The following is a 12,607-nucleotide window of genomic DNA, read 5'->3' as shown; positions in this document are numbered from 1 at the left end:
AACCCTCGGGGAGCCGCCAGGCCAGAGTTAAGTTACTGACGAGTTACCTCAACGCGTCTTGCGCCGCGGCGCGAACCGGAACAGCTCGCCGAGCGCCCGGATGATGGCGGGCCGCTCCGCCGGCACCGTCCCGCGCAACGCCACGACCAGCGCGAGCAGCCGGATCAGCAGGCTGCCCACCACGAATGCCGCCGAGCCACCAGGTCGACGCGGACTCCCCCAGCAGTGCCATCCGCTCACCCTTCAGGTGCGACACCGGAACTCCAAAGATAACGAAAGTATAACGGAGAATGACGCATCGGGTACCTGCGGGCACAAAAAAGGCCCCCATGAAGGGGGCCTTCTTCGCGAGTACCTCAGCCGCGCACGGTCAGCCCGACGCGCTGGAACTCCTTCAGGTCCGAGTACCCCGTCTTGGCCATCGCGCGGCGCAGCGCGCCGAACAGGTTCACCACGCCCTCCGCGTCCGAGGACGGACCGAACAGCAGCGTCTTCAGGTCCACCGCGTAGTCCGAGTCCGGGCCGGCCACCACGCGCGAGCGCGGCAGCGACGGGTGAGCCGCCGCAGCGGTCCAGTAGAGGCCCTGGCCCGGAGCGTCCGACGCGGTCGCCAGCGGGGCTCCGAGCATGACCGCATCCGCGCCGCAGGCGATCGCCTTCGCGATGTCGCCGGACGTCGTGATGCCGCCGTCGGCGAGGACGTGCACGTAGCGGCCGCCGGTCTCGTCGAGGTAGTCGCGGCGCGCGGCGGCCGCGTCCACGATCGCCGTCGCCATCGGGGTGCCGATGCCGAGCACGCGGTCGGTGCTGGTGACGCCCTCGGTGTAGCCGTGGCCGACGATGACGCCCGCCGCGCCGGTGCGCATCAGGTGCATGGCCGTGCGGTAGTCGCTCACGCCGCCCGCGATCACCGGCACGTCGAGGCGGCCGATGAACTCCTTGAGGTTGAGCGGTTCCGCGTCGCGCTGCACGTGCTCGGCGGAGATGATCGTGCCCTGCACGACCAGGATCTCGACGCCCGCGGCGATCAGGTCCGGCGTCAGCTCGGCGGCGTGCTGCGGGCTGACCCGCGCGGCGACCGTCACTCCGGATTCGCGGACGGTCTTGATCGCCTCGGTCAGCAGGTCGAGGCGGATCGGCGCGGAGTGCAGCTCCTGCAGCTCGCGCACGACCGCCGCCGGGTCGTCGCTGTCCTCGGCCGCGCGCACGAGGCGGAAGATCGCCTCCTCGACGTTCGCGTGCCGGGCCCACAGCCCTTCGGCGTTGAGCACGCCGAGGCCGCCCAGTTCGCCGATCGCCACCGCGGTCCCCGGCGACACGATCGCGTCCGTCGGGTGGGTGACCAGCGGCAGGTCGAACCGGTACGCGTCGATCTGCCAAGCAGTGGACACCACCGACGAGGACCGCGTCCGCCGCGACGGCACGATCTCCACGTCATCGAGGTCATACGCCCGCCGCGCCGTGCGGCCCATGCCGATCTCGACCAGATCCCGCACGTGATGTCCCTTCTCGCGCCTACCGCCTTCGCGATCCATTGTCGCGAGTCGGCGCGGGTGACCTGCGCGCGGGGGACCGTTGCGGTGGCGACAACCACCGGTTGTGCGCGCGGTTGTTTGCCACCGGCGTGGGCGGGTGGTTGGCTGCCCGGCTGAGCGAGGGGGACGAATTTGGCGCTGGGCAAGGACTTTCACCGGCTGTGGCTGGCGTACGCGGTCAGTGTCGCGGGCACCTACTTCGCCCTCGACGCCTTCTCGATCATCGCGGTGCGGGTGCTGCACAGCAGTGCCGCGCAGGTGTCGCTGCTGGCCGGAGCCGGTCTGGCGGCGGGCTCGCTGGCCGCGCTCCCGCTCGGTCCGTGGGTCGAATTCCGGCGGAAACGACCGGTGCTGATCGCGATGGACCTCGTCCGGTTCGCCGCCCTGCTCACGCTGCTGCCCGCGTATCTGCTGGACCTGCTGACATTCGCCCAGCTCGTGGCGGTCTCGGTGCTCGTGGCGGCGGCGAACATCGCGTTCACCTCGGCGAGCGGCGCGTATCTGAAATCACTGGCGGCTGGTCCAGACCTGCTCACCGCGAACGGCCGGTTCGAGACGACACTGTGGACCGCGACCGCGCTCGGCCCGCCGACTGGCGGCGTGGCGATCGGGTTCTTCGGCCCGCTGGCCACTGTTCTTCTCGACGCGCTCAGCTACCTGTTGTCCGCGTTCTCGCTCTCGACGATCCGCACCCGCGAGCCCCAACCGGCCCGCCCCGCCGCCTTCCGCGCCGCAGACCTCGTCGAAGGCTGGCGCTACGTGTTCCGGCACGCCCGGCTGCGGAAGCTGTTCCTCAACTCCTGCCTGGTCAACGGCCTGATCATGGCCACCTCACCAGTGCTGGCGGTGCTGCTGCTCGGCGAACTCGGCCTGCCGACGTGGCAGTACGGGCTCGCGTTCGGCGTCCCGTGCCTCGGCGGTCTCGTCGGCTCTCGGCTCGCCCGCAGGCTGGTGCCGCGCTACGGCCGGGTGCGGCTGCTGCCGATCATCGGCACGATCCGGACATGCTGGGTCGTGCTGCTGGCATTCGTGCCGCCCGGGATCGGCGGGCTGTTCTGGGTGATGGCGGTGGAGTTCGGCCTGATCGTCTGCGCGGCGGCGTACAACACGGTCCTCGCGACGTACCGGCTCGAGGAAACCGAAGACGGGTACGTGAGCCGGATGCTGTCCGCGTGGCGGATCAGCAGCAGCGCCAGCACTGCCGGGCTGACGCTGCTGTGGGGCTTGGTGGCGACGTGGCTGGGCACGCGCGGCGCACTCGGGCTGGCAGGCGCGTTGATGCTGGCGACGCCGTTGCTGCTGCTTGGATGGAACCGCGTTCAGAACGAGACACGCGCGGTGGAATCGGTCCGCAGCACGGATTCCTGATCGAACAGGTGCTTGTAGTCGGTGCGGATCTGTTCGAGGTCTTCGTTCGCGTGCTGGTTCGTCGGCGGGTACAGCACGACGAGCACGATCGAATGTTCCCGGACGACCTCGCCGCCGCCGGACCGCCACTGACCGGTGCCCTCGAGCTGGGTGAAACCGTCCGGAAAACGCGGCGTGATGTCCTTCGCCGAGAAGTCCGCGAACTCCTTCTCGCTGACCTCGCCGCCGCCGGGCTTCGAGGTCCCGAAGTACAGCTCGGTGCGTTTCCACAGTGAGCTGTCCGGCGAAGCCGTCGTCGCCGCGGAAGCAGCCGTGACCCCTCCCCCGAGCACCATCGCCGCTGCCGCCGTCAGCACGAACCTCCGGGAAAACCGCATTCGCCCGCTCCCCTCGCCGTCACCTGGAGATCCAGTGTGGCGGGAAGGCGGAGCGGGCGAACAGGGTCGATCAGCGGGTCGTGTAGTTCGGGGCCTCGACCGTCATCGTGATGTCGTGCGGGTGGCTTTCCTTCAGCCCGGCCGCGGTGATCCGGACAAGCTGCCGCTCCTGCAGTTCCGCGATCGTGCGCGCCCCAGTGAAGCCCATCCCCGAACGCAGTCCGCCAGTCAGCTGGTGGACCACGTTCGACAGCGGCCCGCGGAACGGGATCCGGCCTTCGATGCCCTCCGGCACCAGCTTGTCGTCGGACAGCACGTCGTCCTGGGCGTAGCGGTCCTTGGAGTACGACTTCGCCTCGCCGCGCGACTGCATGGCACCCAGCGAGCCCATGCCGCGGTAGACCTTGAACTGCTTGCCGTTCACCAGGATCAGATCGCCCGGCGATTCCGCGGTGCCCGCGAGCAAGCTGCCCAGCATCACGGTGGACGCACCGGCCGCGATGGCCTTCGCGATGTCGCCCGAGTACTGGATGCCGCCGTCTCCGATCACCGGGACGCCCGCCGGACGGCAGGCCAGGTCGGCTTCGTAGATCGCGGAGATCTGCGGCACACCGACCCCCGCGACGACACGCGTGGTGCAGATCGAACCCGGTCCGACGCCAACCTTCACCCCGTCAGCGCCAGCATCGACCAGCGCCTGGGCCCCGGCCCGCGTCGCGACGTTGCCGCCAACGACGTCGACGGTCTCACCCAGTTCCTTCTTCAGCAGCCGCACCGCGTCGATGACCGCCCGCGAGTGGCCGTGCGCGGTGTCGACCATCAGCACGTCCACCCCGGCCTCGGCCAGCGCCATCGCGCGCTTGTGCCCGTCCGGGCCGACGCCGACCGCGGCGCCGACGATGAGGCGGCCGTCCGGGTCCTTCGAGGCCTTCGGGTACTGGTCGGTCTTCACGAAGTCCTTGACCGTGATCAGGCCGCGCAGCTTGCCCGCGCCGTCGACGATCGGCAGCTTTTCGATCTTGTGCCTGCGCAGCAGCCCCAGCGCGGCCTCCGCGGTGACGCCGACCTGCGCGGTCACCAGGGGCGTCCGGGTCATGACCTCGCTCACCAGGCGGGTGTGGTCGACCTCGAACCGCATGTCGCGGTTGGTGATGATGCCCACGAGCGCGCCGGAGGCGTCGGTGACCGGGACGCCGGAGATGCGGAACCGCGCGCACAGCGCGTCGACCTCGGCGAGGGTGTCGTCCGGGGAGCAGGTGACCGGGTCGGTGACCATGCCCGCCTCGGACCGCTTCACGACCTCGACCGCCGCCGCCTGCTCCTCGATCGGCAGGTTGCGCTGCAGCACGCCGATGCCGCCCTGGCGGGCCATGGCGATCGCCATCCGCGCCTCGGTGACCGTGTCCATCGCGGCGGAGACCAGCGGAACGTTGAGCTTGATGTTGCGGGTGAGCTGCGTGCTCGTGTCCACCGCGCTGGGCACCACGTCCGATTCCGCGGGCAGCAGCAGCACGTCGTCGAAGGTCAAGCCGAGCATCGCGAACTTGCTGGGCACTGCGGGGGTGATGCTTTCGCTGGTCATGAGGGGCGAAGGGCCTTCCTGGCGGGAGTGGGCTGGAGTCGCGGGCAGCGGTGCCTGGCGTGGGCCGAGGGGCCTCGGGCCTTCCCCTCATGATATCCGGGCCGGGGCCCTGGCCCGGTCGGGTGGCCCGGCGGGTAGCGTGCAGGCCGTGCCGCACGATGTGTTGCCCCCCGATCCGTTCGCGGACGACCCGGACGATCCGGCCCGGGCCATCCCCGACCCCGACGACCACCTGGAAGAGCCGATCAGCGCGGACGAGCGCACCGAGCTGCTGGCCGACCTGTCCGATCTCGCCGTGTACCAGGCTCTGCTGGAGCCTCGCGGGGTTCGCGGCATCGTGGTCGACTGCGGCGAGTGCGACGAACCCCACTATCACGACTGGACGTTGCTGCGCGCGAGCTTGGAGCAGTTGCTGTCCGACGGCCGGATGCGCCCGCACGAGCCGGCGTTCGATCCGAATCCGACCGATTACGTGAGCTGGGACTACTGCCGCGGTTTCGCGGACGGCGTCACCGCGAACGAAAGCGCGTACTGAGCCTTACGCACAGCGTCGAAAAGAAGGTCCTGGTGAGTTCGGCCACCAGGGCCTTCTTCGTGTGTGCGGACAAGTTGTCCACAGCGGTTGTCCACAGGCATGTCGACTTGTGGACAACCTCGGTCAGCGCCGGCGTTTCGCGCTCTCGGCCTGGGCGATCATCGCCCGTTCGGTCAGGTTCGGCCACGGCGGCCGACGCACCATGGCCAGCGTCGAAAACGCCGCCGCCACGAGCCCGGTGCACACGGCGACCAGCGAAATCCGCCCTTGATCGACCGCGGGCGTCCACGTCACGCCGTCCGCGTTGATCGTGTACAGCCCGACCGCTCGTCCTGGCCCGCCTCGACGGCCTTGTCGCGTGACGGTGACCAGCACCGTTCCGCTCGCGGTCTCGTAGGGCTCCCCGAAAACCAGCATCCCGTTCTCCCCGTAGATACGAAGAAGGTCCCGGCACTGTTCGTGCCGGGACCTTCGGAAAGCTAAGAGCCGCTGGTGCCGTTCGGGGCCTGCACCCCTTGCGACGACTCGTTGCGCGGGCTGCTGCCCGTGCCCGGATCGTTCGGGGTGGCGCTCGGCGACGGCGGCGGCGAACTCGGCGTGGACGTGACCGGCGGCAGCGGCGTCACCGAGGTGACCGGCGGCGGGTTGTTGGTGTGGCCGGTGCCCGGCAGCGACGTCGACTGGCCGGGCGGCTGCGCCGCGCTGCTGACCGGGTCGTGCGCGGGCGGAACAGCGGGCGGCGACGAAGGCTTCTGGTCCGCGGGCGGGGCCGTCGGCTGACCGAGCTGCGCGGCCAGTTCGCGGTGCTGCTGCATCAGCTGGTTGCGGTTGTCCGCGTCGGTGACCTGGGTGAGCGCGGCCTGCGCGTCGGCGAGCGCGCGCCGGGCGTCCGCGAGCCGGTTGTCGGCCAGCGCCAGGTTCGCCTTCTCCAGGTCGAGCTTCGCCGCGGCGGCGGCCTCGACGGAGCGGGCGTGGTCGGCGTAGAGCACCTTCGTGAGGCCCCAGAGCGTGTCGCCGGGCTGGGCGTCCCGGGCGGCGAGCCCGGTGCCGGTGAAGGCGATCGCGGCGGCGGCGCACGCGGCGGCCACCGGCACGAGATAGCGGCGGCGACGGCCGCGGCTTTGGTATTTGCGCGCCAGCGTGGCGGTCTTCACCGTGGTGACCGCGGTGTCGACGTCGACCAGCTCGGCGAGCGGCTCGCTGTCGATGTCGCGGCGCCACGCGAGCAGCAGCGCGTTCAGTTCCTGGTCTCCGAGCCCGTCGGCGACAGCCGGATCGGTCCCGCCGAGCGCGTCGAGGAGCGCGTCGTCGGCCTGGATGGCCGTGAGGTCGCCGTCGGCTTCCGCTTCGTACCCGGTCAGGCCGCTGGCCTGCGCGGAAGGTGACAGGTCTCTGTCCCGGTCTTCGCGATCGGTCACTCAGATCACCTCCTCGGCGGCAAGCACCTTGCGCAGCCGGGCGAGCGCCCGGTGCTGAGCGACGCGGACGGCGCCCGGCGTGGAACCGACGGCGTCCGCCGTCTCCTCCGCCGACAGCCCGACCACGACCCGCAGAACGACGATTTCCCGTTGTTTGTCCGGCAGCACCTGCAGCAACTGCGCCATCCGCTCGTTCAGCTCACCCTGGAGAGCACGTTGCTCCGGGCCGACGCCGACCTCGATCTCGTCAGGGATCTCGGCGACCGGCTCCGCCCGGTTGCGCGCCGCGGCGCGGTGCGCGTCGGCGACCTTGTGCTGGGCGATGCCGTAGACGAACGCCAGAAAGGGGCGGCCCTGGTCACGGTACGAAGGCAAGGCCGTAAGCACCGCGAGACACACCTCCTGCGCAACGTCGTCTGCCGAAGCGAACGAACGCTCCTGCCTGCCAACCCTGGCGCGGCAATACCGCACCACAAGGGGACGAATGGCGGCCAGCAACCGCTCGACTGCCTGAGGGTCTCCCTCGACAGCGGCGGCGACCGGCTCGTCCAGTCCATCCCCCACAGTGGCCATCGCAGACAACAGTCCCAGCGTTACGTGTAGGCGTGCAAAGAATCCGGCGCGTGGTCGTCCCCGTCCTGCGCCGGTCACAGCTACCGTACCGTCGGAGTCCTACCAGACAACCGCCAGAGGTGGTGACCGGCGCGCCGGACGCGGCCGGGCGGCGATTGTCGCAGGCAGACGGGGTGGGGCAGTGCCGTCACGCGGTGGGGACGCGGGCGAGGCACGAGGGCGGGAGCCGGACAACAGGTACGGGCCAGGGCTTGCTCGCCCTGGCCCGTTCGTCACCGCGGGAATCGGATCGGAAGTCCCGTTATTGGCTTGCCCGCCTCGGTCAGGACACGAGACCGCGGCGGAAGCCGTGTGCCACGGCCTGCGCGCGGTCGCGGACGCCGAGCTTGCGGAACAGCCGCCGCGCGTGCGTCTTGACCGTGTCCTCGGAGAGGTACAGCTCACGGCCGATCTGGCCGTTGCTCTTGCCCTGGCTCATGCCGCGCAGCACCTGCAGCTCGCGCTCGGTGAGCTGCACGCCCGGGTCGGACGGCTGCCGCGGCGCGGGCACCGAGGTGCTGGCCAGGGTGTGCGCCAGCGCGGCGACCAGTTCGGGCCGCGAAGCGTCCCAGCGCAGGTAGCCGCGCGCTCCGCCGGCGATGGCGGCCGCGATGCTGCCCGCGTCGTCCGGGGCTCCGAAGACGATGACGTTCGCCTGGGGGTTCGCGGAGACGAGCCGGCGGGTGGCCTCGACGCCTGTCGGGACCGCGCGTTGCGTTCCGACCAGCACGACGTCGACCGGCTGACGGGTGTACCGGGCCAGCAGCTCGTCACCGTGCGCTACGCAGTCGATGCGACTGACCCCAGGCACCGCGGACATCACACGGGTGAGCCCTTCGCGGACACTGCGTCGGTCGTCGCAGATCAAGACCGTCGTCACGGGGTTTCCTTCCTGCAGCCGGGTGACATTCCACTTCCCCTATCGGACGCTTTAGCCCGAACCTTGACACGATCCGGTGGCTTTTTTTGAAGTTTCTTAGCCCGGATGCCGGAACGCCCGTTCCCGCAGGCCTACCCGGGTCCGACGGGCACCCACGGCGATTCAAGTGCGATACGCATCATGCAAGGATCCGCGTGCCGTAACACTGCGTGCAACACCTGGCGACTCCTGAATCGATACTCCTCGGCCCGGTCGGGGTCCAGGTCAGCGGCGACGCGGGCGGCCACCCAATTAAGTGAATCTAGTTCATATTTCTCGGCGTCCGCGGCGGCTGCGAGAACGAGCTCCCTGGCACCGCTTTCCCGGGCGGCGAGCAGGGCGACGCCGAGGACGATGCCGGACTTCACGATGTGTCGCCGAGCGTGACGAGCGACGGCGGTCTCATAGGCGAGACGGGCCGGGGCGACGGCCGCTTCGGGCTGCCCGTCGGCGAGCTCGATCTCGGCGCCCACCCAGCCGCCGCGAACGGTCGCCCGCCAGCGCCGGTCGGCCTGAGCCGCTCGGATGGCCAGGCGCCGGGCGGCGGAGATGCGGCCGATGGCGAGGTTGTCGGCGGCCAGGCCCAGGAGGGCGTCGGCTCGGGCGCCTTGGAGGTCCAGTCCGTGGGGGTCTCCGGTTGGTGTGACGAGGCTGCCCGGACTGGCGGATGCGCTGAGGCTCGCGGTGGCAGGCGGGGATGGCGGGGAATCGGCGGCGGCCGGGGTTGATTTCGGAGCAGGCGAATCCGTTCCCGTGCCAGCTCGGCTCGAGCCGCCGCCACGCGAGCCAACGCCCGCGCGCGTCGACGCTGCTCCGGCACCAGCTCGACCCGAGCCAACGCCACGGGAGCCCACGGCCGCACCCGCCGCCGCTGCTCCGTCGCCAGCCGAACCAGAGCCAACGCCGCGCGAGCCCGCACGAGCCGCAGCCAAGCCGCCACCCGCCGTTCCCGAGCCGCCAGCTGTCGCAGCCCGACGGTCCCCCTCTCCGCGCAGCCCGACCGCCAGCAGCGCCTCCCCATCGAGCTTCCGCGCCACCACGTGAGCGCCCAACTGCCGCCGATGGGACGCGAGCGTGCTCGCCGCCAGCGAAGCCGTCAGCGGGTCCCGGCCGCGCCGGAGCGGGTCGAGCAAATCCGCGGCCGCCGCGTATCGACCGCGGGCGCCCAGCACGATGGCCGCCAGGAGGCGTTGCCTTGGCGAGCCGTCGCGAGGTATCGGGTCCGCCGACCCGGCGTCCGGGCCGAACGCGAGGGCCGTCAGCGCTTCTTCGTCCACCCGACCTTTCTAGCGTGGAGCACCGACAAGAACGTGCTCCACGCGGTCAGCCGCCGCGGAAAGATCCGCCAGCAGCTCGACTTTCGGCGGCAACAGCGCCGGATCCCAGCCGGGGCCGCAGGCGAACAGCCGAGTCCGCTGCCGTCCGCGCGACACGCGCGCGAAGAGCCGAGGGTCCGCGTCAGCCCGATTCGCCCACAGCACTACCGCAGCGGGCGCGCTTCGCCGCACCGCGACCGCCAGCACCTCTTGCGGCAGCGCAATGCCGAAGAGCTGCGCGCCGATCCTTCGCCCCGCGAGAGCGGCCGCGAGCGCGTACACCGGCATGTTGTCTCGTTCATCGGGCACGCACGCGAGAAGGACCGGCCGTTGATTGCGAGGCTCGTCGAGGACCGGCGTCGCGCGCACTAATGCCGCGTACACGCACTCAGCAAGCAGGTACTCCACTTCCGCGCCCGCGTGCACGCCTCGCCACCGCGCGCCGAGTGCAGTGAGGACCGGATCAATGACGCCCGACCACGCCTGAAGCACACCTAGCTCGCGAATGGCGTCGACGAGCATCCGCTGTACCGCGCCGACGTCCATGGCCAACGCAGCGGTGCTCAGACGACGCGCGAGCCGCGAAGGGACTTCGACGTCGTCAGCCGCCGCCTTGGTCTCCGTCGCTTCCGCAGGCTCGGCGGGCGCTGGCACGAAGTCCGCACGCGGCATCTGCTCTAACGCGTACTGCGCGGCCTCCGCCGTTGAAGCGCCGCGAAGGAGCGCGCGCTGCATAAGTTCGAGACGGCCGATGTCCGAGCTGCCGTAGCGGCGATGTCTGCCGTCGGTGTGGCGACTGGGACCGAGACCGTAGCGGCGGTCCCAAGTACGCAGGGTGGACGGCGCGACACCGAGCCGGCGGGCGACCGAGGCCACCGGCAGGGTGGGTTCTCCATCGCCTGATCCGGATCCCACCCGGTCAATATCCAGCCCGTCCGCGGTCCCGGCAACCCGAGCCAAAAGCCCTGCTCACACATCTGGGGGATGCCTAACGGCTGAATCGCCGCCGATCTATTGAACAACTATTGGCGCGCTTCTAACGTTACCGCCGTTGCACCGAATGGAGTATCGGCACCACAGCAGAGCAGCTAATGGCATCGACCGGATGACGGAGGCGGTCAGGATGGCAGACACGCGCAGGCTCCCCGGCCCCAACGCAGACATGTGGGACTGGCAGCTGGAGGGGTCGTGCCGGGGGATGGACAGCGGATCCTTCTTCCACCCGGACGGAGAGCGGGGACCGGCGAGGGCACGGCGCGAGGCCAGGGCCAAGGCGATCTGCCTGTCGTGCCCAGTGCTGGAGATGTGCCGCAAGCACGCGCTCGCCGTGCACGAGCCCTACGGCATCTGGGGCGGGCTGTCCGAATCGGAACGGGACCACATCATCAAACAGGACAAACGCGCGTTGACCATGGCGCACATCTGACTTTCATCACGGCGCGGAAGGGGCGGTGTCCACAGTGGACGCCGCCCCTCCGCCGTTTCCGGGCCACATCGAGAGTGCTAGGTCGATGACGGTCATCAGCGAGTCGAGGCTGACGCCGTCGCGCGCTTGCATGGTCAGTCCATAAAAGACAGTCGCGTACAGGGCGCTGAGCGCGTCAATGTCCACTGTGGCCGCGAGGTCGCCTTCTTCCACTCCACGGCGAAGGCGCTCTCGAAGCTGGCGTCGCACTTCGTCGCGCGAAGCAGCGAGAAACTTCCACACGGACGCATTGGCTGGCGTGCAGTTGGTAGCCGCCAGAACGACCATGCAACCCTTCGGATGCCCCGGCTCCACGTACGCGCAAGCGTTGTCGCGAAGCATCGCTTCTACCGCCGCGCGCGCCGTCGGCTCTTCGGTCAGCGCGCGCATCGTGTGCCGCCCGTACGCGGATTGGTAGTGCTCGATCGCTTCGCGGAACAGTGCTTCCTTGTCCCCGAAGGCCGCGTACAGACTTGGCGGCTTGATGCCCATCGCCTCGGTCAGCTCCGCCAGCGACGCACCGTCGTAGCCGCGCTCCCAGAACACCAGCATGGCCTGGTTGAGCGCATGCTCGCGGTCGAACGCGCGCGGGCGGCCGCGGGGTGACATGGACCACCTTCTTTAGTGAGCGATACAGAAGTCTTGACCTGGCCCATCGTACGCGGCTATTTATTTAGTTATCACTACAGAAAGAGGTGGGGCATGGGCACCCTGGACGGCAAGGTCGCACTGGTCACCGGCGGAAGCCGCGGCATCGGCGCGGCGATCGCGCTCCGGCTGGCCGAGGACGGCGCAGACGTCGCGATCACCTACGAACGCGCCGCGGACCGGGCGGCGGACGTGGTCGCGTCCATCGAAAAATTCGGCAGGCGAGGTCTCGCTCTCCAGGCCGACGCCGCGGACGCGGACGCGGTGACCAGCGCGGTCGACCAGACCGCGGCCGAACTGGGCGGACTGGACGTGCTGGTGAACAACGCCGGGGTCTTCCTGGCGGCGCCGATCGACGAACTGACCACGGAGACGATCGACCGCACGCTGGCGATCCATGTGAAGGCACCGCTGGTGGCGGCCCGGGCGGCGGCACGGCACATGAAGCAGGGCGGCCGGATCGTGTCGATCGGCAGTGACCTGGCGGAGCGCATGCCGTTCGTCGGATTGAGCGTGTACGCGGCGAGCAAGGCGGCGCTGGTGGGGATGACCAAGGGCCTGGCGCGCGACCTGGGACCGCGCGGGATCACGGCGATGGTGGTCCACCCGGGCTCGACGGACACCGAGATGAATCCGGCGGACGGCCCGCACTCCGGGGACCAGCTGGCGCATATCGCGTTGGGGCACTACGGAAATCCGTCGGACATCGCGGCCGCGGTGGCGTACCTGGCAGGCCCGGACGGCCGGTATCTGACCGGAACGTCGATCACGGTGGACGGCGGCTTCACGGCCTGACCGGCCCAGCCCCCACCCTCCACGGGGGGACGCCCCA

At 70.1% G+C, this 12,607-nt stretch carries 14 protein-coding genes and 1 pseudogene; 4 read left to right on the top strand and 11 right to left on the bottom strand.

Annotation, left to right across the window (positions count from 1 at the left end):
* Positions 1 to 48 precede the first annotated feature (48 nt).
* Both L3Q65_RS47445 and L3Q65_RS40105 read right to left on the bottom strand, forming a co-directional pair.
* A complete protein-coding gene (locus L3Q65_RS47445) occupies positions 49 to 180 on the bottom strand; it encodes a hypothetical protein (protein ID WP_255751231.1) in 132 nt (43 codons plus the stop codon).
* Between the two features lie 176 nt (positions 181 to 356).
* Positions 357 to 1,496, bottom strand: coding sequence for a GuaB3 family IMP dehydrogenase-related protein (locus L3Q65_RS40105; RefSeq protein WP_037368701.1), 1,140 nt, complete (start codon positions 1,494 to 1,496; stop codon positions 357 to 359).
* A gap of 171 nt (positions 1,497 to 1,667) precedes the next feature.
* Here L3Q65_RS40105 and L3Q65_RS40100 point away from each other — a divergent pair, with 171 nt between their 5' ends.
* Positions 1,668 to 2,903: an MFS transporter gene (locus tag L3Q65_RS40100; RefSeq protein WP_182894603.1), complete on the top strand. Its 1,236-nt coding sequence runs from the start codon at positions 1,668 to 1,670 to the stop codon at positions 2,901 to 2,903.
* On the opposite strand, the gene L3Q65_RS40095 is transcribed toward L3Q65_RS40100, so the two are convergent.
* Both L3Q65_RS40095 and guaB read right to left on the bottom strand, forming a co-directional pair.
* Positions 2,855 to 3,280 (bottom strand): DUF3574 domain-containing protein, encoded by a 426-nt coding sequence (locus tag L3Q65_RS40095; RefSeq protein WP_237597978.1) that lies wholly within the window; start codon positions 3,278 to 3,280, stop codon positions 2,855 to 2,857. The genes L3Q65_RS40100 and L3Q65_RS40095 overlap by 49 nt on opposite strands.
* 70 nt (positions 3,281 to 3,350) lie before the next feature.
* On the bottom strand, positions 3,351 to 4,862 hold the full coding sequence (guaB, locus tag L3Q65_RS40090) for an IMP dehydrogenase (RefSeq protein WP_237597977.1): 1,512 nt from the start codon (positions 4,860 to 4,862) through the stop codon (positions 3,351 to 3,353).
* 139 nt (positions 4,863 to 5,001) lie between these two features.
* Between guaB and L3Q65_RS40085 the strand changes: the two genes are divergently transcribed.
* Positions 5,002 to 5,397 (top strand): DUF5319 domain-containing protein, encoded by a 396-nt coding sequence (locus tag L3Q65_RS40085; protein ID WP_009072430.1) that lies wholly within the window; start codon positions 5,002 to 5,004, stop codon positions 5,395 to 5,397.
* Positions 5,398 to 5,520: 123 nt separating this feature from the next.
* Here L3Q65_RS40085 and L3Q65_RS40080 read toward each other — a convergent pair whose 3' ends face one another.
* The 6 genes and pseudogenes from L3Q65_RS40080 to L3Q65_RS40055 form a co-directional block, all read right to left on the bottom strand.
* Positions 5,521 to 5,814, bottom strand: coding sequence for a hypothetical protein (locus L3Q65_RS40080; protein ID WP_182894606.1), 294 nt, complete (start codon positions 5,812 to 5,814; stop codon positions 5,521 to 5,523).
* Between the two features lie 62 nt (positions 5,815 to 5,876).
* The gene (locus tag L3Q65_RS40075) at positions 5,877 to 6,815 is read right to left on the bottom strand and encodes an anti-sigma-D factor RsdA (protein ID WP_182894607.1); all 939 of its coding nucleotides are present in this window, start codon (positions 6,813 to 6,815) and stop codon (positions 5,877 to 5,879) included.
* The gene (locus tag L3Q65_RS40070; RefSeq protein WP_037816212.1) at positions 6,816 to 7,388 is read right to left on the bottom strand and encodes a sigma-70 family RNA polymerase sigma factor; all 573 of its coding nucleotides are present in this window, start codon (positions 7,386 to 7,388) and stop codon (positions 6,816 to 6,818) included. It lies immediately after the preceding gene.
* A gap of 322 nt (positions 7,389 to 7,710) precedes the next feature.
* Positions 7,711 to 8,307: a response regulator transcription factor gene (locus L3Q65_RS40065; protein ID WP_020662719.1), complete on the bottom strand. Its 597-nt coding sequence runs from the start codon at positions 8,305 to 8,307 to the stop codon at positions 7,711 to 7,713.
* Between the two features lie 1,028 nt (positions 8,308 to 9,335).
* Positions 9,336 to 9,563: pseudogene (locus L3Q65_RS47725) on the bottom strand (hypothetical protein); the annotation flags it as partial.
* Positions 9,564 to 9,632: 69 nt separating this feature from the next.
* Positions 9,633 to 10,538 (bottom strand): MerR family transcriptional regulator, encoded by a 906-nt coding sequence (locus tag L3Q65_RS40055; RefSeq protein ID WP_182894608.1) that lies wholly within the window; start codon positions 10,536 to 10,538, stop codon positions 9,633 to 9,635.
* Positions 10,539 to 10,785: 247 nt separating this feature from the next.
* Here L3Q65_RS40055 and L3Q65_RS40050 point away from each other — a divergent pair, with 247 nt between their 5' ends.
* Positions 10,786 to 11,088, top strand: a complete 303-nt coding sequence (locus L3Q65_RS40050; protein ID WP_037816439.1) for a WhiB family transcriptional regulator — start codon at positions 10,786 to 10,788, stop codon at positions 11,086 to 11,088.
* 6 nt (positions 11,089 to 11,094) lie between these two features.
* Here the strand turns inward: L3Q65_RS40050 and L3Q65_RS40045 are convergent, their stop codons facing one another.
* Entirely contained in the window at positions 11,095 to 11,736 is a 642-nt protein-coding gene (locus L3Q65_RS40045; RefSeq protein ID WP_182894609.1) for a TetR/AcrR family transcriptional regulator, read from the bottom strand.
* 93 nt (positions 11,737 to 11,829) lie between these two features.
* Here L3Q65_RS40045 and L3Q65_RS40040 point away from each other — a divergent pair, with 93 nt between their 5' ends.
* Positions 11,830 to 12,570, top strand: coding sequence for an SDR family NAD(P)-dependent oxidoreductase (locus L3Q65_RS40040; RefSeq protein WP_182894610.1), 741 nt, complete (start codon positions 11,830 to 11,832; stop codon positions 12,568 to 12,570).
* The last annotated feature ends 37 nt before the right edge of the window (positions 12,571 to 12,607 follow it).

Source organism: Amycolatopsis sp. FU40, from assembly GCF_021903635.1.
GTDB classification, from domain to species: domain Bacteria; phylum Actinomycetota; class Actinomycetes; order Mycobacteriales; family Pseudonocardiaceae; genus Amycolatopsis; species Amycolatopsis dendrobii.
This window is presented reverse-complemented; position numbering and strand designations above follow the sequence as displayed.

Coding starts and splice junctions, on each gene's coding strand:
- L3Q65_RS40095 (WP_237597978.1), bottom strand. CDS start 3,280: ATGCGGTTTTCCCGGAGGTTCGTGCTGACGGCGGCAGCGGCGATGGTG.
- guaB (WP_237597977.1), bottom strand. CDS start 4,862: ATGACCAGCGAAAGCATCACCCCCGCAGTGCCCAGCAAGTTCGCGATG.
- L3Q65_RS40080 (WP_182894606.1), bottom strand. CDS start 5,814: ATGCTGGTTTTCGGGGAGCCCTACGAGACCGCGAGCGGAACGGTGCTG.
- L3Q65_RS40070 (WP_037816212.1), bottom strand. CDS start 7,388: ATGGCCACTGTGGGGGATGGACTGGACGAGCCGGTCGCCGCCGCTGTC.
- L3Q65_RS40050 (WP_037816439.1), top strand. CDS start 10,786: ATGGCAGACACGCGCAGGCTCCCCGGCCCCAACGCAGACATGTGGGAC.
- L3Q65_RS40045 (WP_182894609.1), bottom strand. CDS start 11,736: ATGTCACCCCGCGGCCGCCCGCGCGCGTTCGACCGCGAGCATGCGCTC.
- L3Q65_RS40040 (WP_182894610.1), top strand. CDS start 11,830: ATGGGCACCCTGGACGGCAAGGTCGCACTGGTCACCGGCGGAAGCCGC.